Source organism: Candidatus Abyssobacteria bacterium SURF_5 (genome assembly GCA_003598085.1).
Classification (GTDB): domain Bacteria; phylum Abyssobacteria; class SURF-5; order SURF-5; family SURF-5; genus SURF-5.
In genome coordinates this window covers 1-18,860 of the sequence record QZKU01000141.1, presented here as the reverse complement: position 1 = coordinate 18,860, position 18,860 = coordinate 1, and the positions used below count along the sequence as shown (strand labels likewise).

Genomic DNA, 18,860 nt, shown 5'->3' with positions numbered 1-18,860 from the left:
TTAGTGTTCGCAACTTGACTACCCATGAAAAGAAGTTCTTACTTAAAGAAGCTGCTCTTAAAATGATAACCGTCGGACAGTCTCTCTGTCCCCATATTTCTCGCATGCCTTCCGACGGTATTCCCGCCTTAATCGCATGGCTCAAGTTGATTATAATATGAGATGGATAAATGATACTATCCGGGGGTCGGTTTAATGTCGGAATTTGAAGTGTCCGCGCCGAAGTACCGCGATCGGGTGGAGGCGGGCGCAATACTGGCGCAGAGACTGGCGCAATACCGCGACGAGCACCCGCTTGTGCTTTCAATCCCGAATGGCGGCGTGCCGGTGGGAGCGGTTATCGCCGAGAGGCTGAACGCGAGGCTGTACCTGGTGATTGCCCGCAAACTGCAGATACCGGATAATCCGGAGGCCGGCTTCGGCGCGATCACGACGGACGGCAACCTGATTCTCAATCACGCGCTCATGCTTCATCTCGGGCTGAGGGAGCCGCAGGTCCAGCGGCAAAAAGAGAGGGCCCTTGCTGAAGCTCGGTTGAAGCGGGAGCTGTTCGGCGCACGGGCCGACCTCCCGCCGATGACCGGCCGCATTGCAGTTCTCGTGGATGACGGCCTGGCATCGGGATACACGATGGAGGCGGCCGTCGAGTCCGTGAAGGCTCACCACGCGCAGCGAATCATAATAGCCGTGCCAACGTCATCATCCTCGGCATACCGGCGCCTGCACCCGAAGGTCGACAGGATTTTCTGTCCCGACCTCAGCCGGCTTCCGTTTTTTGCCGTGGCAAACGCGTACGAGAAATGGTACGACGTCGGCGAAGACGAAGTGAAGCGGATATTGGAGGAACTCGAGAAGAAAGGGCTGTAGGCGGACCATGAACCTATTCTCGAGGGTGATGGGCAGAAAAGAGCGATTCGCGTCTGACGCAATCATCAGGCTCTGTTCGCGAGCTCGGCCTGATCGATTTGATAAAGCCGGCGAGGACATGTCGACTCATAAAGATGGACTTAATAACCCCCGCCGGCATTTGTCGAGCGCTCCCGAATGAAGCTCTGGTGCAGCGGGACACCGCGACACTCCCCACGCTTTCCTTTTCGGGTGCCCGCGTGCCAGATCACTGACGATCACGCGCAAACTTGCTCTTTAACTGAGTAGTGCGGCTCGACCGTGGGCCAATTCAGAGTTGCAGCCTGAGAATGCTTGTTCTCTCTCCTCTCTTTCATCCGCAAACTCCTGGCGGAGAGAATCGCGTTGCGACAGGCCGTGCAGAGGAGCACCTGCTCAACCTCGGGAGTCTCGCCTTCACCGGGGAACTCTTTTTCCGCGGGGGCGCGCTTTATGGTCACGAGGAAAAACTCCTTCGGTATGGCTGTAGTGGTCGAAAATTCGAACTTCCCGCACCAGTCACAAGTTATCTTGTTGATTGGCTCGATCATGTGGATTCCTCCTTTTGCGTTACCTGAGCAAGAGCGCGTGTATGCGTGTTCCCGTTTCCTATGAAAACACGCGCTTCTTGCATGATCCCGACTTCTTTATGACAAAAACCTCATTCCCGCCCTGAAATCGTCGGCTTCAGCCGTTGTCCAGATGACTTCAGCGAATACAGGGAGCGTAATCCCCTTCTTGAAGGGGATTGAAAGCTTCACAATCTCTCCTTCTCTCGGCTGAAACCCGATAATTATTCCGAGGCCGCCTTGACTGATGTCTCGACAATGTGCGTGGTGTGGGGTCACCCGGGGCATCTTTGAACCCGGGATCATCGCCTCGAAGTCGATTTCCTCTTTGTAGCGCCGGCGCGCGCTTCTACGTTTTTCCGTTGCCATGGGGTCCTCTCTCTCTCTGATGGTGATAGGATACCTGCCTCCGCTCATGAAAGCAATCCCACGAAAGTAGGATTTTTCAAGTATCGAACAGGGTTTTTGCTCAAAATATGGTATAATTGCGCGATGGATGATATGGCGGAAATAATCAAGAGACGCTCGGTGCCCGCCGTCCTTTTCTTCAATCTGGAAATCGAGCTAACCTTCTGCAATAAAGAGGCTTCAGAGATCATTCATTCCCTCCCCGATCTGTATGAAACGATCCGCAACGTCGCGCTTGAGGTAAAAAATGCCGCTCATGGGTCACCCTCCCGCGCTCCAGCCGCACAGCAAACCGCAATCTACCGGGGCCGCCATTCTGCTCTCTTCGCAATTCGCGCGTTCCTGGTAGGAGCCGCAACAGATCAGGAACCCGGCCATATCATGGCGCTCGTCGAGAATATCATAGAAAAGCATTCGGTCGATATGGAAAAAGCAAGAACGAGATTCCGTCTGACAAAACGGGAGCTCGAGGTGCTCCACCTGATCTCCGATGGGCTCAGCAACAGCCAGATCGCAAAGAAGCTGTTTATTAGCGAGCAGACTGCCAAGGATCACGCCCGCAACATCATGAGGAAAGTGGGCGTAAACTCGCGCGCGGCCCTCATTTCAGCGCTTCAAATCTGATCTCGCCGCCGCCCCTCATCCATCCTGTCCACTTTGCGCGTCCTATTCTTCCGCCTGCTGAAAGGGACTGCATCAAACTCTTGCAACCTTCTTTAAAGCTCAAAATTCGACAGGTGCGAATTTATTCGCGCAACTTTCCCCCCGGCAATACTAACACTGCATCTTGATTTCGGTTGGTGCGAATTCATCCGCACGACCGCCCCTTGTTATCGGGTAGGTGCGAATTTATTTGCACACCGCGCCTCCAAATCGCTAGGTACGAATTTATTCGCACACTTCGCCTGGGAATACAGAGCACAATACTGCACTGGGAGCCCAAGCAACCCGAAACGCTCCCATATGCTTTAAACATCGTCGCGATCGATTTCTTGAAAAAATTCGTTGCAAAGTATTTGCAACCGCCTGAAGCGATGTTATAGTGTCTACCATCGTGAAAAAAGGCGCACGCGCTCTCACAGGAGAAGATGCCTTCGCAGCGCTCGTCAACGGCTAAAGCAACAGGAGGGATTTGAAATGATCGAGCCGATCAACAAGATTACCTGTGACTGGTGCGGGAAGTTCGAGCTTACGGCCGCCTGCACGGTTCCCAAGGAGTTCTTTCTCCTCAACCTCAAGAATGCTCCCACGGAAAAAGAAGTGCTTTTCGGAATTGGAGTTCAAGACGTCGAGAAAGTGCTCATCTGCACGGCGTGCCGAAATGCCATCGAGTCCGTCAAAAACCTCCGCATGAAGGAAAGACGAGAAAACAAGTGCTCACAGCTATCAACGGTCAACTGGCCCCCCGTCGAGCCGCCTTTTTCTCTGAAAGACAGGATCTGCGCGTGACCATCAGATGCCGCATTCCGGCGGCAAGATGATGGAAGAAAACCTCCTCATGCCGGCCGTGCCTGCATTCTTTTTCCACGCATTCGCGCGGGCTCGGATTTCTCAGCCCCTTCTTTCATTCTTTTTCCGTTACGATTGTATCGCTCAATCCTTAACCAGCAGTCGTTCATTTCTTTTTTCGCAGCAGCGGATTGCTCCATGCGGTCTTGCCAAAGGAATCCTCGATCTCCAGGCGCGCGTAGCCCCACTCCTCGGGAATCCGGAAATGGGCGCTTGTCATGGGCTCTTTGCCGAGTGTGTTTCTCCATTTGGCGTTCTCGCGCGGACCGATCAGCCGGACGTGCACCACAGGCGAGGTCTCGATCACGACGCGGTTTCGCTTTTCAATCATTATCGACGTAAAGGCGGGGCCGGTGGAACTGTAGAAATTCCCCTTCCTGATCGCCGCCATGATTGCATCCTCCGTCGGCTCCGGCGCGTTCACCATGATCCATGCGCCCGGTTCGGCCGGTATATCCTTGAAAAAGTGAGCGTCGTCGACGGCAAACCCAAGTAAATCAGGGTCGTGCCGCTCAAGAACCAGGTCCCAATGAAAAGCTCCCATCCCCTTGCCTTGCCCGATCTGCGACAGGTAGTTGCACACCTCGATCCCATGAAATTTGTGGTGCAGGCCTTCCGTTACCAGATTGCTCGACCAATGAGGATGCGCCCAAATCAGGAAGCTGCCTTGCGTGCGCACTCTCTCGAGCGCCTCCATCAGGCCCATGTCCGGCCGCACTCCGGCCACATTGCCGAGGCACACAACGTGGAACAGCATGCCTCGTTCATCTTCGCCGTGAAGCTCGACCCCATCGAGAACGAGGAGCGGCCATCGCTCGTCATGCTCCTCGGCCACAAACGGAACCATATGATCCGTGATGCAGATGAAATCATAACCTCTATCCGCGTAGAACGAGGCGCCCTCGCGGAGCGTCAACCCGCCATCCGAACGAGTTGTGTGCATGTGCACATTGCCCTTAAACCACTTGCCCGAACAATCATACCGGTATCCCATTCAAGACCCCCTCGAGATCAAAACATTCACTCGATCTGTTGCTCATCGGCGGATTTCATGCTTGCAGCATTCTCCGCCTTTTTGTGACAAAAAGCAAATCAACAAAGCTCTCATCGTCGCCGTAATCCAAAATCCGTTTTTGTCAGCCGCAATTTATGCCGTAGGGGCGACCCGGTGGGTCGCCCGCATATCGATTCATTGAGGCCGATCGCTGTCTACGTCTCTCCTGAAAAACCTTTCTTACGTAGCGCAGGCGTCCTGCCTGCATGCTTTAGCCGAAATTTCCACCGTAGGGGCGACCCGGTCGGTCGCCCGTCACTCTTGACGAAACCGCCGAAAATATGCTTCAATTTTGAACTAATTAAAAACTGTAACATTAAACCCGCCACAAGGAGGACATCGTGAAGGTCGATGATAATGTGTGGAATTTCTTCCAGAAGCACCTCGGCTACACCGACGACGAAATGAAACTCTTCAGAGGGAATCCGAGAAACGAGGAAATCCTCAGCAAAACGGCCGCCGCGGCAGACAAGACCATTGTGGTGGAAGTCGTCGATTCGCACGGGTGCAACAGCCACCACAAGGTCGGCGACAAGTTCTACTTCGATACGGGCGGCAACCTCCTGACAAAACTGTGCCCCAAGAGGGTCTGCATGTACGCGCTGTCAGGGCTGGAGAGAATAGTTTTCGGAGCGAATGAGTTAATCTATGCCGGCATCGATCCCAACAAAATGGTCTTCAAGAGATGCGGCTGCACCGATGTCGGCCTCCAGTGCGGCGGCTGGGGCCGCATCGTGATGGAGGCCCGCGTCGAAGACCGCAAGTAGGCTGGGTGATCGTGTCCAGAATGAAGATGCTGTGTATCCGCTGATCGTGCAGATTTTCGCAGATTATTGGAACCGCCGATGAACGCGGAGTGCGCCGATAATACGACACCGCCGTCCCTCCCTTGCCGGGCGAGACAATGGGGATCTCTCTCGTCCCTCTGTTTAACAGCCCTCCGTACTTTTCTTCCCAAAATTCAGTTCGCCTAACTTCTGCAAGAGTTCGCCGGGTTCTGGTATACTTCTACCTGCTGCCGGCCGGCAGCGCCCGCATTTGATTTTCCTTTTCATGTTTTAAAGTGAGGCATCGTGAGGGAGGAAATGAGGATGGAAAAAGTGTTCATACTCAGCGGAGTTCGAACTCCAATAGGAAGATATGGAGGCACATTGCGCGACGTGCCCGCCTACAAACTGTCGGCGCTCACGCTGAATGAAGCGGTCAAGAGGGCAGGCATCGAGCCGGAACAGGTGCAGGATGTCATCATGGGACAGTCCTATCAGAACGGCGAATGCTCGAACGGAGCGCGCATGGCGCTGCTCGAAGCGGGTTGGCCAGACCACGTCACCGGCGTCACGATAGACCGCCGCTGCTGCTCCGGTCTCGAGGCCGTCGCTTGGGCCGCCATGAAAATCCAGAGCGGCAATGCCGAAATCGTTGTCGCCGGCGGCATGGAGAACATGAGCCAGGCGGAGATGTATGTCCCCGGCGAGATTAAGTGGGGGATCGGAGGAAAGACCGACGCGAAATTCGGATTCATGCCGAAAGGACACGGTGCGATGTCCATGTGGGGCATTCCATTTTTCGACCGCATCCAGCGCGGCCGCGTCATGTCTCAGCCCATCGAACGGTACGGCGAACTGAATTCCATGATGACCTGGGCCGAAGAGGCTGCGAAACGCGAAAACATCTCGCGCGAGCAGGCGGACGCGTGGGCGCTTCGCAGCCACCAAAACGCAATCGCCGCGCTCGATGATGGGAGGCTTACAGAGGAGATTGTGGCCGTCTCCCTTTCCCGGAGAAAGGGCGAGCCGCAGATGTTCGAGGTCGATGAGACGCCAAGGCGGGATACCCAGCTCGAAAAATTGGCCAGGCTGCCGGCCATCTATCCTGGCGGCGTCTGCACCGCAGGCAATTCCTCGAGCGAAAACGACGGCGCGGCCGCGGTCGTACTGATGTCCGAGAGCAAACTGAAGCAACTCGGCCTCCCACCGATGGCTCGCTTCGTCGCGTCGGCCGTCGCCGGCGCCGACCCCACGCTCACGTATCCCGCGGTCCCCGAAGCCGCCAATAGAGCACTCCAGAGAGCCGGCCTCAAGATCGACCAGATCGACCTCCTGGAAATACAGGAAGCCTTTGCCGTTCAGACGCTGGCCGATGCGAAATTGATGGGGATCGGGCCCGAGGACTACGACAAGAAGATAAACGTCAACGGATCGGGAATATCGCTCGGCCATCCCGTCGGCGCCACCGGCGCAATGCGGCTCATCACACTGCTGCACGAGATGAAGAGGCGCGGCTCCCGGTATGGGATGGTGGCCATTTGCGGAGGCGGCGGGCACGGCATCGCCGGCGTTGTGGAATCGGCCTGAAGATTCGTAAGCAGCAGCCGGTTCTTCTAATCCGCATCGGCGCGCGGTGACGTCCGTATGAGTGCGGATTCCCGGTTCGCGGAGAAGATGCGAAGCTGTGCGCCAAGGGAAATGAATACCAGGACAGCTCCCAAAATGTATGGCGCCCTCAGCGTACTAAAAATCTCGGTTACGCCTCCACCCAAAAGAGGACCGAGAACGGCGCCCATTCCAAGCACCATTTCATGCCGTCCGCTCCCTGCCCCTTTTTCCAAACTCCCGACCACGCTGTAATAGAGGCTGTACGAGTACGCAATCCCGAAGCCTACCCCAAGACCGCAGAATACAATACTTAACGTCACCGCCGAAGTCGAACCGGTCATCGCGAGCAGGAAAACGATAATCAGGATTTGCGCAAAAATCAGAGGGCGGGGCGAATTGCGCCAGAGCCGCGATACGCCCATCAGGTAAAAGGTCGCGGTCAATGAGAATCCGAGCGCGAAAATCAGGAGTCCAATCACCCACGGCTGCATCCCGAGCACGTCAACTCCGAGTTTTGGAAACAGCATCCTGATTTCCGACATTACGAACCAACTGGTAAAGTTGGCCATCCAGATGGCGTATAGGAGTGATTTGCCATTTGTTGGCCCAGCGATTGGCTCGGCCGTTGACTGATCTATTTGAATCGAATCCAGTTTGGTGGCCGAAATAAGAGGAGATGCCGCGGTGACGTTCTTGTTTTGATACGCGATATACGCCACGAGACAGACTCCGGCGGCGGCCAATAATAAGGCGAGTGCGCTGCTCCTGGTATACAAAATGCCCCCCATGAGCGGCCCCAGGCAGGCGCCCGCGCTCCAGCTCACATTGAATCCTCCGAGACCTTTTCCCACCTCCTCGCTGCTGGCACCATCCGAAAGCCACGCCTCGAGCACCGGCCAGAAAAAAGCCGTGCTGCATCCGAGTGAAACGTTGAGGAAAATGAGGTGGACAGGAGTCGAACTCAAGGGCATGAAAGCCAGCACGACTGCTGTCAGGAGTGTTCCACAGATGATGACACGCTTGCGCCCGAACCGGTCGGAGAGCGTCCCCGCAAAGACAACGGTGGCCGCGTACGTGGCAGAGCCGAACGCGCCGATGACGCCGAGCTCAAGGCTCGATGCGCGAAGCTCCGTCGCCAGCAGGGGAATAGAGAGCATCCCGATGGAAGTGAAAAGCTGCATCAGGAATGCGATGGAATAGTGAATCGTGCGGTTTGGCAGGTTTTCTTCTTTTTAGCCGACTTGAACGGCAGGCTGAGGTCAGAATTAATCGGAACCCTTGGGAGCAGACACCATTCTCCAGAATTCAACAAGACATGAGTTCCCGTGGAGGGAGTCAGCCCCCGGCGCCTTAATCATCCCTTCAGCAAACAACAACTGGAACAACAAATCGCCCAAGCGCGAGGTGAATTGACAAATATCTTAGCACACCCTTTTTAAATTTCCAAATCTCCCTCACCACGCATCCACGCACGGCCGCTTCTTTCTCGATCGGGGTTCGGGGGGCGGAACCGAGCGAAGCCCACGCATCAGCCACGAGCGGGTCTCGATCGGATCGATGACGTCATCGATCTCCTGGACCGACGCCATGTTGAGCGCCTTTCCGTGCTGGTAAGCCATTGCAACCATCGTTTCATACAGCGCCTGCCGCTCGGCCGCATCCTCAACCGCTTCGAGTTCTTTCCGAAAGCCGAGCCGCACCGCACCCTCCAATCCCATGCCGCCAAACTCGCCGGTCGGCCACGACACGATGAAGAACGGACTGTGGAAGCTGCCGCCGACCATCGCTTGCGCGCCGAGCCCGTATCCTTTCCGCAGGACGACCGCAAACCATGGCACCGTTGCGCTCGCGCCGACCACGAACATGCGGCAGAAGTGTCGCACCTGCCCTGATATCTCGGCGTCCGGGCCGACCATGAAGCCGGGCGTGTCGCACAAAGTCACCAGCGGGATGTCAAACGCATCGCAAAGCTGCATGAAACGCGCCGCCTTATCCGCGCCCGGCGCATCGACTGCCCCTCCAAGATGCATCGGATTGTTCGCGATCAATCCGAACGGACGCCCCTCGATCCTGATAAGAGCGGTAATGATGCCGACCCCGAACGTCGGCCGCAGTTCGAGCACCGAATCCTTGTCGGCCAGCGTCTCGATGACCGCGCGCACATTGTATACGCGCAGCCGGTTCTCGGGGACGCATCTCCGCAAGAGCCGCTGATCGGCGCATTCCCATTTCTCGATCGGCCCCTGAAAATAAGACAGGTATTTTTTCGCGACGCGAACAGCCTCGGCCTCGTCTTTAACGGCAATATCAACCACCCCGCTGCGCGTCTGGACGCCGATCGGGCCGATTTCCTCCGGCTTGCACGTGCCGAGTCCGCCGCCTTCAATCATGGCGGGCCCGCCCATTCCGATGTTGGAATTCTCCGTCGCGATGATTACATCGCAGCACCCAAGCAATGCGGCATTGCCGGCGAAACAGCGGCCGGCGACAATGCCGACGAGCGGAACGAGTCCGCTCAGCTTCGCGAACTCCTTGAACGTAGTGATGTCCAGCCCGGCGACCGAAACATCCACCACGTCCACGTCGCCCGGACGACCGCCGCCGCCCTCGGCGAAAATCACCACCGGCAGCCGCCACTGCTCGGCGATCTGGAGCATGCGGTCCTTCTTCTTGTGATTCATCATCCCTTGCGTGCCGGCGAGCACCGTGTAGTCGTATGCGAGCACCATGCATCGCGCGCGAGTGTCATCGAACAGGTTTCCATTGATCGAGCCGATGCCCGCGATAAGGCCGTCGGCGGGAGTGTTCTTGATCAGGTCCTCCATCTCGCGGCGGCGTCTCTGCGCGGCGACCGAAACCGGGCCGTACTCGATGAAACTGCCGGCATCGACCAGATCGGCGACGTTCTCCCTCGCCGTGCGCATCCCGATCTTGCGGCGGCGCGCGACCGCCTCCGGCCGCTGTTCGTCAAGGCCGCTCCGGTGTCGCGCGAGCGTCTCGGCCAGGTCGGGCCGGATCTCGTCCAGATCGACCTCCTTCTCGAGTTCCGTCTTGGGCGCATTGATATCCATCGGCTCGATGAACAACAGCGGCTGTCCCTCGGAGACAGTTTCGCCCTCCGCGACGGCAATGAGGCGCACGACTCCGGTGCACGGCGCTTTCACCATATGCTGCATTTTCATCGCCTCAACAACGGTGAGCGACTGTCCCTCATGCACGGCTGCGCCCTCGGCAACGTCAATACTTATGACCGTTCCGCGCATCACCGCTGTCACGGCGGTTGTGTTCTCCGGCCCGAGCATCAAAGAGCTTCCGGCGTCAGCCAGCCCTATTTTGTCTGATCCGCGGGTTTCGGTATCGGCGAAATACAGGCGATTGTGGCTGCTGTTCGGGGCGGCCAGTTGCTTGATGTTTTCCTCAATAAAACGAGTGGTCACCCGACTGGCCGCCACGTCCGGATGCTTGAGCAGGTTCTGCAACAAAGGAACATTTGTTTTCACTCCGCTGATGCGGAATTCGCATAAGGCTCGATAGGCTTTTGCGAGAGCATCCGCATACGATGAGCGCGAACGGCAGATAACCTTCGCCAGAAGCGAGTCGAAATTCGGGTTGGTGACATAGCCCGGATACGCAAATGTATCCACGCGGACACCGTGCCCCGACGGCGCGTCGAATGCGGTAAGCATTCCGTTGGACGGCCTTATCTCGCCATCCACGCCCACGTCTTCCATGTTTATGCGAAGCTGAACGGCGTACCCGCGCGGCGGCGCGATATCCGCCTGGCGCAGGCCGAGGTCCGCCAGCGTGCGGCCGCGCGCCAACTCGAGTTGCGCCTTGACAAGATCAACGCCGGTCACTTCTTCGGTCACCGTATGCTCAACTTGCAGGCGCGGGTTGGCCTCCATGAAGTAAAAAGTGTCCGTTTCGGCCTCGGTATCCACGAGAAATTCGAATGTGCCGAGACTGTTGTAGCCGATCTCGCGGGCCATTCGTACCGCGGCGCTGCACAACCGCTTGCGCAGGCTCTCCGACAGAGTCGGGCTCGGCGCGATCTCCACGACCTTCTGGTTGCGCCTCTGCAGACTGCATTCGCGCTCCCACAGGTGGCATACTTCACCCGTGCCGTCGCCGATCACCTGCACCTCGATATGGCGGGCGCGCGGGATAAAACGCTCAACATATACGCCTCCGTTCCCGAAGGCGGCGCGCGCCTCGGACTGGCAGATACTGAACGCCTGCTCGAGCTCGGAAAGATCATGCACCACCCGCATGCCGCGCCCGCCGCCGCCGAAGGCCGCCTTGATCACTACCGCGCCTCCTGCACCCAGCAAAGTCAGAAATTCGCGGGCTTGCTTGAGGCCCGTGGGCTCCAGTGTGCCCGGCACAGTGGGAATGCCGCAGCGCTGCGCACGCTCGCGCGCCCTTGCCTTGTCGCCCAAAAGCTCGAGTGTTGCGGCGGCGGGCCCCACAAAAACAATCCGCTCTTCCGCGCAGCGGCGCGCGAATATTGCGTTCTCACTCAGAAAACCATAGCCGGGATGTATCGCCGTGCAGTCGCATTCTTTCGCAAGCGATACCATCTGCTCGATGTCCAGGTATGCTTCGGCTCCTTTTCCACGCAACGGACTGCTTTCATCCGCTCTGCGCGCGTGAATCGAAAGGGCGTCATCTTCGGAAAAGACGGCGACAGCCTGAAGATTCAGTTCAGCGGCGGCTCGCAATATCCGCACCGCGACCTCGCCCCTGTTTGCCACCAGTAGTTTCATCTTCGACTATCCTTATCTGATATCACTTAATAATGCCTTCAAATGATTTTCCCTATTATACCGGATTTGTTGTCTTTCCGAACCGAAATTTTCGACGACGCCCTCGCATCAAGCCGCCCCTGCTCGTTTTGCAAAAAGATAAACGTTCGACTATAATTCTCTGCAACGAGCACGAAAGTTCAATCCTTCCACTTTCCGCTCCCAACCCTGAAAAAAATGTCTGTGCGAATTTGTTCGCAGCAAGGAGAACGAAATGATAGATCTGAAATCGATCCCCATGACAAAGACCGACCTCGATCGGTATGAGGTCGAGCACGTTTTCCATTCCTGGTCGTATCAGCCGGCCGTATCTCCGAAACGAATCGTTTCCTCGAAGGGGGTACGTTTTACCGATGATGCCGGGCGACAGTTTCTTGACTTCAGCTCCTGCTTTGTGAGCCATAACATCGGGCATCAGGACCCGCGGGTGGTGGATGCGCTGACGGAACAAGCAAAAACCCTCTGCTCGTTCGCGCCAAATTTCTCAACCAAACCCAGAGCGCAACTGGCGAAAATGGTGGCGGAGATAACTCCGGGCGACCTCTCGCGCACCTTCTTTTGCCTGAGCGGCACCGAGGCAAACGAAGCCGCCATAAAGATTTGCCATCAGTACACCGGTCGCCGGAAGATCGTAGCCCGCTACGGCTCATATCACGGCGGGACCGGCACCTCCATGACGCTTTCGGCCGGTGACCCGCGAAGCTGGCAGCAGGTTCCCGGCGGCGCCGAGCGCGTGTCGGTTCCCTTGCCTTATTGTTATCGGTGCATGTTCGGCCAAAAATATCCCGCCTGCGATCTGCAGTGCGTGAAGTATGTCGACCGCGTGATCGAATTCGAAGGCGGAGGCGAGAAGGTGGCCGGCATCCTCTTTGAACCCGTAACGGGCGCCAACGGCATCATCGTTCCGCCCGCTGAATACTTCCCGATGCTCCGGCAGATATGCGATAGGTGGGGCGTCCTCATGATTGCCGACGAGGTCATGACCGGCTTCGGCCGCACAGGGAAATGGTTCGCAATGGACCACTGGAACGTTGTGCCCGACATCATGACCATGGCCAAAGGAATCACGGCCGCCTATATGCCGCTCGGCGCAGCCGTCGCACGAAAGCACATAGGCGACCGCTTCAAGGAGCAGTTTTTCAGTCACGGCGCGACCTATGCCGGACACGCGCTCGCCTGCGCGACGGCGATACGCGTCATCCAGATTTATCAGGAAGACGGCCTCATCGAGAACGCGGCCAAAATGGGCGAATACCTTCTCAGCAAAGCCAATGAACTCAAGGAAAAGCACCCATCGGTGGGTGATGTGCGCGGGCTGGGGCTTTTTGTCGGACTCGAACTGGTGAAAAATAAGAAGACACGCGAGCCGCTGATCCCGGTGGCCGCAAAAATCCGCCCGGGCTCGAACCCAAAAGTCGAAGTCGGGAAACGCCTTGTCGAGTTGGGTATGATCGCCATGGCGGCCAACCCGTCAAACATCGTCGCTATGGCGCCGCCCCTCATCGTTAAGAAGGACGAAATCGACGAGGGCATCGCCATCATGGATAAGGCGCTCGAGGTCGCGGACGCATCCGCCGAAAAATAATCGGCTTTGCTACCTATTCCATTGGGTCGGCAGGCGAGGGGTTCCGCTGAAGCAGTATGATCCCGATCAGAACCAGGATGCCGCCAAGCACCTGTAGAATCGACATCTTTTCACCAACAAAGAAGAATGCCGCCACGCCCGCAACAACAGGCTCAAGCGTGCTCGTGATGCTCACCCGCGACGCTTCCATACGGTTGAGCCCCTCGAAATACAGAACAAAGGGAACCGTTGTCCCAAAGACCGCGATGTACGCAAATCCGAGCCAGATAAGGGGAGAATACTTAATGGCGAAGAACACGTTCGGCGGATTGATAACCCACCACAAAATCGCGCCGAAGCCCGAAGCATAACAAAACAGAGTCATGGCGCTGTATTTCTTCAGCCCGCTTTGCCCGTAAAGCGTATAGAAGCTGAAAAAAAGCGCCGATGCCAGCCCCCACGCGACACCCGCCAGATTCAACTTGAAAAAATCCGTTTCATAGATTCCGACCGTTAATGCGCATCCCGCTACTGCCAGCAGCAGCGAGCCCGCCTTTGCCGACGTCACCCTTTCCTTCATGAAGATGGCCGCATACAACAAAATGAACACCGGCGCCATGTACTGCAACAAAATCGCGGGGGCAACCTGTATCTTGCTAATGGCGGAGTAATAAGATATCTGCACCATCGCAAGACCGGCTATCCCGAGGACCGCAAAGAAAGGCAAATCCTTCAGCCGAACATGCAGAAATCTTCTTCGCCATATGAGGAACAGGCCCACCAGCAAAAAAAATGACGCCGTCTGCCGCACCTGGGTCAGCGCAAGCGCGGAAACACCGTTATTGAAAAGATGCTTCGCGACCGGACCGGCCAAGCCCCACAGCGTTGCGGCCGCAATCGCATAATAATATCCCGTCAAATCTCTTTTTCCCATGTTTTCCTTAGCACCGGCGGCGATTCGGCGAGAGTTAGGATAATGATAGACCGCTCCATTCCCCCAGTCAATATCATTCGTACACCCACACCTCTCACAAGCTCGCTGTTTTGTTCTCAACAGAACATCACTTGCGTCGGAAGATAATTGCCATTCCCCTTGCATCCCCATCATCTGTTCGCCTGTAGCGCCGTTCAAAAATGTGCAAAACCAGGCCGGCAGAAAAAATTGATCATCCGCCGGATGCCATTGAACCGATGTTTTTATAACCACTTACACTTTTTCCTTGCGAGAGTTAAACATACGGCATAAAAAATGCCTGCATGGGGTTTGATTTTCTATGCAAAACGCGTTTTCTCAAAGGATGACATCAACAAAAGTGACAAACTTTCTCCAAAGAATGGAGCAAAACGACCCCTTGCGTCTAAAAGGGCTCAAAGCCAGAATGCTCCTCACTCTCTTTCTCGCTTTCCTGTTCTCGTTTACGGCTCCAACTGCTTCTCTGCCGTCCCTCATCATTGTGTTGGTTGCCGCCTTGACCGCAATAGGACTGAATGGAATATGGATCGCCCTGAGACCCGGCAGTCGATACAGGATTCCCATTACCGCCGCCATCGATGTCCTGCTGGTGACCGCGTCCGTGCGGTATCTGGGCGCGGTCGAAACCAATTTCGCGTGGCTCTATGCGTTGATAATCATCCCGCACATCATTTTCTCCGGTCACAGGCTCGGGCTGTTTGTAACGGTGCTCAGCTCCGTGTTCTACTCGGTTCTGCTGCTTGGAGAATACCACGGAAAAATCCCGGAGCTGAATCTGTATGTTTTTACCCATCGGGATTTCCAGGATCCGGCGTTCTTCTACAAGCGGCTGTTCATAGACAATATGATTTTCCTGATCGCTTTCGTTGGAGCCAAAGAGGTTTCCAGGATAACCCTTCGCAAGAATCGTGAGCTTCAGAAAGCCCATGAAGAAGCGCTGAGGATACGGGAGACGCTGCAACAGTATACATCCGGTCTCGAAAAGACCGTGGGTGAGAGAACCCAATCCCTCACCCTTACCAACGAGCAGTTGCGCGCGGAAATCTCCGAGAGGGGACGAATCGAAAAGGCGCTACGCGAGTCGAAGGAACGGTACCGGATGCTGGTGGAAGAAGCCACGGATATCATCTGCACGATTGATATGAAGACCGGTCTGATCTCCAGCGCCAACGCCTACGCCTCCAAAGTGCTGGGATACGACAAGCCGAACGAGATATTGAACAAGCTGTCGTTTATGGACCTGGTGCATCCGGATGATCATGCAAAGGTATTCGAGCGCCTGCGCGAGTTCGCCCTTGAAAAGAAGAGAACGCCCAACTTCCCGCTGCGCTTGAAGCAAGCGAACGGCTCTTATGTCCATGTGGAGGTCAACGGCGCGACCACGTACGACAGCGAGGGGAATCCGGAAACATTCATCGGCGTTCTTCGCGACGTAACCGAGCGCAAGCGGGCCGAAGAGGCGCTGCGCGAGTCGGAAGTTCGGTACCGGACTCTGGTGGACAGCTCGTTGACCTGCATCTGCCTGATTCAAGACGGCAAATTCAAGTTCGCGAATAGACGCCTCATCGAGCTTGCCGGATACTCCCTCGAAGAACTGATCGAGATGTCGTTTCTCGATCTCGTATACCCCGAGGACCGCGATTTTGTGCGGTCCGTCACGCAGCAGCGCCTGAACGGGCAGAATGTGAGTCCATATAGCAGCTACCGCACCATCACCAGGGACGGGCGCGTCGTCTGGATGCAGGCGTTCGGCACCGTGGTGGAACATGAGGGACGTCCCGCCATCCTGGCGGACCTGGTCGACATCACCGAGCTCAAACGGGCCGAGGAGGAGCTGCGAAGCTCGGGCGAGCGCCTGAAGATTCTCTTTGAGTACGCGCCGGACGCCTATTATTTGAATGACGTCAATGGCAATTTCGTCGACGGGAACAAGGCAGCCGAGGAACTCATCGGCTACGCCCGCGAGGAATTGGTCGGCAAGAGTTTTCTCGAGTTGAACTTGATTCGCGCGGACCAACTGGAAAACGCGGCCGCGATCATGAGAGAAAACACCCGTGGCAAAGCGAGCCTTGATGATCTGATCTTGATAAGGAAAGACGGAAGCGAGGTCGCCGTCGAGGTGCGCATCTTCCCGGTCCGCATCGATAATCAGCCCATGGTCCTCGGCATCGCACGCGATGTCACCGAGCGGAAACGGGCGGATGACCTGCTGCGGCAGTCGGAGGAAAAATATCGGACCCTTCTCGACTCGATCGAAATCGGATTCTACGAGACTGACCTCGAGGGAAACCTCCTGTTCTTCAACGAATCCGTTCAAAAGGTGCTCGGATATCCCCATGACGAACTCCTCGGAATGAATTATCGGCAATACGTAAACAACGCGGATGCTCGCATCATTTTCAACTCCTTTAACAAAGTCTTTAAGACCGGAACGGCCGATAAAGGCTTCGCCTGCAACGTCATCACCAAGCACGGCAGCGTGAAACCGATCGAATTCAGCGTCTCGCTCGTGCGCGACGTACACGGACAACCGATCGGCTTTCGCGGTGTCACGCGCGACATCACCGAACGAAGGCAGGCAGAAGAGCAACTGCGCAAGTCAGAAGAGAAATATCGCGCATCTGAGGAAAAATATCGCACGCTCCTTGAGCTTTTCGATCTCGGATTCTATGAAACCGATCTTTCCGGCAACCTGCTGTTCTTTAACGAGACCATCCGCGAATACCTCGGCTATCCGGCAGACGAACTCCGCGGAATGAATTACCGCCGTTACGTTAATGAAGAAGACGCAGACATCATGTTCCGCGCTTTCAACAGGGTCTTCAAGAGCGGAAACGCCGAGAAATGCTTCGTCTGCAACGTAGTCACCAAAAAAGGAAGCCTCACCCCCGTTGAGTTCAGCGTGTCCCTCGTTCGCGACGAAAATGGCAGCCCCGCGGGGTTCCGCGGCGTCACCCGTGATATTACCGAACGGAAAGAGGCTGAGGAGCAACTTCGAAAATCCGAAGAAAAATACCGCACCCTCTTTGAGGAATCCAAAGACGTCATTTGCATCGCTTCACCGGATGGAGAACTGCTCGATATCAATGCCGCCGGAATCCACCTGTTCAAGGCTTCTTCGAAAGAAGAACTGCTGAAGCAGAACATCTTTGCCTTCCTCTTCCCTTTACAGGAGGACCGCAGAAGATTGGAGAAAGCATTCACCGACCGGGGATTCGTCAAGGATTTCGAAGTAAATACCTCTGATCGAAACGGCCGGCAGCTGAATCTCCTGATCACGGCCAACTCCGTTCGCGACGACGAAGGGAAAATCATCGCCTACCGCGGGATCATCCGCGACGTGACCGAGAAAAAACAGCTCGAGCAACAGCTGTTTCAGGCGCAAAAAATGGAAAGCATTGGCACCCTTGCCGGCGGCATCGCCCACGATTTCAACAACCTCCTGGGAGGCATTCTCGGGTATGCGTCCTTTATCAAATCCAAGATCGACCACAACGACAAACTCTATGGGTACGTCGACACCATCGAACGAAGCGCCATGCGAGCCGCCGAACTGACATCCCAATTGCTGGGCTTCGCGCGCGGCGGAAAGTACGATACCAAAACGGTGAACCTCAACGATATCATCATCGAGACCATGAAGATAATCGGCCGCACGTTCGATAAGTCCATCGAAATCGAGACCCATCTCGCCGATGAACTCGCAACCGTCGAAGCCGATGCCGCACAGATCCAGCAGGTGCTCATGAACCTGTGCGTCAATGCCCTCGATGCAATGCCCGGAGGCGGAAAACTCGTTATCGAAACCGAAGTCGCAGATCTCTCCGAAGATTATATCCGACTGCATTTCGGCGCGAAAAAGGGCGACTACGTCACCCTTTCCGTCACCGATACCGGCATCGGGATGGACCGGGAAACCATGAAAAGAATCTTCGAGCCATTCTTTACCACGAAAGAGAAGGGGAAGGGGACCGGCCTCGGCCTTGCCATGGTCTACGGCGTCATCAAAAACCACGGCGGATTCATCCGCGTCTACAGCGAGCCGGGCGCCGGCTCCACATTTAAAGTCTTTCTGCCCGCCGTCGGCAAGGCCGAATCTAAAGAGCCTCGTGAAGACCATCTCCCGCGCGGAGGCAACGAAATCATCCTCATCGTTGATGACGAGGCCGCTATCCGATCCCTCGCAAAAGATGCGCTCGAGGGCAAAGGCTACAAGGTCCTGCTCGCCGAAGACGGGAAAGAAGCAATCGAGGTTTATCGGGAAAGCTTCGCCGATATCGCTTTGGTCATCCTCGATATGGTTATGCCCAAAATGGGCGGGCGTGAAACCTTCCTGAAAATGCAGGAGATCAACCCGGGCATCAAGGCCCTCCTCTCGACCGGCTATAGCCAAAATGGAAAGGCAAAGGAAATTCTCGACTGCGGCGTCTTCGGCTTCATTCAGAAACCATACCAGGTAAACAAGCTCCTTTCCAAGGTCAGAAATGTCCTCGATTTCACTCAGGCATAATCAAGTTCCTCCTCATCTGATCCCCATCTAAATCCGTCAACCACACTGTCTGAACGAAAAAGGAAATCATCCGGCAATTGAAAACCCAACTTATTTGATAAAAAAAATGAGGTTCTTCTCCGATTTAGTTGTTGCCTGAGAATGCCTGTATGACTTTAAGAGTAAAATATCGGTTGTCATGGAATCCGAAGGCGCGTTTGGAAATGCT

The 18,860-nt window shown here is 55.9% G+C and carries 13 protein-coding genes; 7 read left to right on the top strand and 6 right to left on the bottom strand.

All coding sequences use genetic code 11. The features are described from left to right. The first annotated feature begins 195 nt into the window (after positions 1 to 195). Entirely contained in the window at positions 196 to 867 is a 672-nt protein-coding gene (locus C4520_20990) for a phosphoribosyltransferase (protein ID RJP14869.1), read from the top strand. Between the two features lie 257 nt (positions 868 to 1,124). On the opposite strand, the gene C4520_20985 is transcribed toward C4520_20990, so the two are convergent. Continuing rightward, on the bottom strand, positions 1,125 to 1,436 hold the full coding sequence (locus C4520_20985; GenBank protein RJP14868.1) for a hypothetical protein: 312 nt from the start codon (positions 1,434 to 1,436) through the stop codon (positions 1,125 to 1,127). Between the two features lie 96 nt (positions 1,437 to 1,532). Continuing rightward, entirely contained in the window at positions 1,533 to 1,871 is a 339-nt protein-coding gene (locus C4520_20980) for a PilZ domain-containing protein (protein RJP14867.1), read from the bottom strand. A 75-nt stretch (positions 1,872 to 1,946) separates the two neighbouring features. Here C4520_20980 and C4520_20975 point away from each other — a divergent pair, with 75 nt between their 5' ends. Further along, positions 1,947 to 2,486, top strand: a complete 540-nt coding sequence (locus tag C4520_20975; GenBank protein ID RJP14866.1) for a DNA-binding response regulator — start codon at positions 1,947 to 1,949, stop codon at positions 2,484 to 2,486. A gap of 513 nt (positions 2,487 to 2,999) precedes the next feature. Further along, positions 3,000 to 3,311 carry a hypothetical protein gene (locus C4520_20970; protein RJP14865.1) on the top strand — a complete coding sequence of 104 codons (312 nt, stop codon included), beginning with the start codon at positions 3,000 to 3,002 and terminating at the stop codon, positions 3,309 to 3,311. Positions 3,312 to 3,477: 166 nt separating this feature from the next. Here C4520_20970 and C4520_20965 read toward each other — a convergent pair whose 3' ends face one another. After that, positions 3,478 to 4,365 (bottom strand): hypothetical protein, encoded by an 888-nt coding sequence (locus C4520_20965; GenBank protein ID RJP14864.1) that lies wholly within the window; start codon positions 4,363 to 4,365, stop codon positions 3,478 to 3,480. Positions 4,366 to 4,766: 401 nt separating this feature from the next. On the opposite strand from C4520_20965, the gene C4520_20960 reads away from it, so the two are divergent. Both C4520_20960 and C4520_20955 read left to right on the top strand, forming a co-directional pair. Beyond that, the gene (locus tag C4520_20960) at positions 4,767 to 5,192 is read left to right on the top strand and encodes a hypothetical protein (GenBank protein RJP14863.1); all 426 of its coding nucleotides are present in this window, start codon (positions 4,767 to 4,769) and stop codon (positions 5,190 to 5,192) included. Between the two features lie 324 nt (positions 5,193 to 5,516). Beyond that, entirely contained in the window at positions 5,517 to 6,779 is a 1,263-nt protein-coding gene (locus tag C4520_20955) for a thiolase family protein (protein ID RJP14862.1), read from the top strand. Between the two features lie 26 nt (positions 6,780 to 6,805). Here C4520_20955 and C4520_20950 read toward each other — a convergent pair whose 3' ends face one another. Beyond that, entirely contained in the window at positions 6,806 to 7,981 is a 1,176-nt protein-coding gene (locus C4520_20950; protein ID RJP14861.1) for an MFS transporter, read from the bottom strand. A 273-nt stretch (positions 7,982 to 8,254) separates the two neighbouring features. Next, complete coding sequence (locus C4520_20945) at positions 8,255 to 11,566, bottom strand: ATP-grasp domain-containing protein (protein RJP14860.1); 3,312 nt, start codon at positions 11,564 to 11,566, stop codon at positions 8,255 to 8,257. Between the two features lie 253 nt (positions 11,567 to 11,819). Between C4520_20945 and C4520_20940 the strand changes: the two genes are divergently transcribed. Further along, a complete protein-coding gene (locus C4520_20940) occupies positions 11,820 to 13,190 on the top strand; it encodes an aminotransferase class III-fold pyridoxal phosphate-dependent enzyme (protein RJP14859.1) in 1,371 nt (456 codons plus the stop codon). Between the two features lie 13 nt (positions 13,191 to 13,203). Here the strand turns inward: C4520_20940 and C4520_20935 are convergent, their stop codons facing one another. Next, positions 13,204 to 14,376 (bottom strand): EamA family transporter, encoded by a 1,173-nt coding sequence (locus C4520_20935; protein RJP14858.1) that lies wholly within the window; start codon positions 14,374 to 14,376, stop codon positions 13,204 to 13,206. A gap of 67 nt (positions 14,377 to 14,443) precedes the next feature. Between C4520_20935 and C4520_20930 the strand changes: the two genes are divergently transcribed. Then, positions 14,444 to 18,652: a PAS domain S-box protein gene (locus tag C4520_20930; GenBank protein RJP14857.1), complete on the top strand. Its 4,209-nt coding sequence runs from the start codon at positions 14,444 to 14,446 to the stop codon at positions 18,650 to 18,652. Positions 18,653 to 18,860 lie beyond the last annotated feature (208 nt).

Bases quoted from the DNA above. Each gene is read 5' to 3' on its own strand.
- C4520_20990 (RJP14869.1), top strand. From the start codon at position 196: ATGTCGGAATTTGAAGTGTCCGCGCCGAAGTACCGCGATCGGGTGGAG.
- C4520_20985 (RJP14868.1), bottom strand. From the start codon at position 1,436: ATGATCGAGCCAATCAACAAGATAACTTGTGACTGGTGCGGGAAGTTC.
- C4520_20980 (RJP14867.1), bottom strand. From the start codon at position 1,871: ATGAGCGGAGGCAGGTATCCTATCACCATCAGAGAGAGAGAGGACCCC.
- C4520_20975 (RJP14866.1), top strand. From the start codon at position 1,947: ATGGATGATATGGCGGAAATAATCAAGAGACGCTCGGTGCCCGCCGTC.
- C4520_20970 (RJP14865.1), top strand. From the start codon at position 3,000: ATGATCGAGCCGATCAACAAGATTACCTGTGACTGGTGCGGGAAGTTC.
- C4520_20965 (RJP14864.1), bottom strand. From the start codon at position 4,365: ATGGGATACCGGTATGATTGTTCGGGCAAGTGGTTTAAGGGCAATGTG.
- C4520_20955 (RJP14862.1), top strand. From the start codon at position 5,517: ATGGAAAAAGTGTTCATACTCAGCGGAGTTCGAACTCCAATAGGAAGA.
- C4520_20950 (RJP14861.1), bottom strand. From the start codon at position 7,981: ATGCAGCTTTTCACTTCCATCGGGATGCTCTCTATTCCCCTGCTGGCG.
- C4520_20945 (RJP14860.1), bottom strand. From the start codon at position 11,566: ATGAAACTACTGGTGGCAAACAGGGGCGAGGTCGCGGTGCGGATATTG.
- C4520_20940 (RJP14859.1), top strand. From the start codon at position 11,820: ATGATAGATCTGAAATCGATCCCCATGACAAAGACCGACCTCGATCGG.
- C4520_20930 (RJP14857.1), top strand. From the start codon at position 14,444: ATGCAAAACGCGTTTTCTCAAAGGATGACATCAACAAAAGTGACAAAC.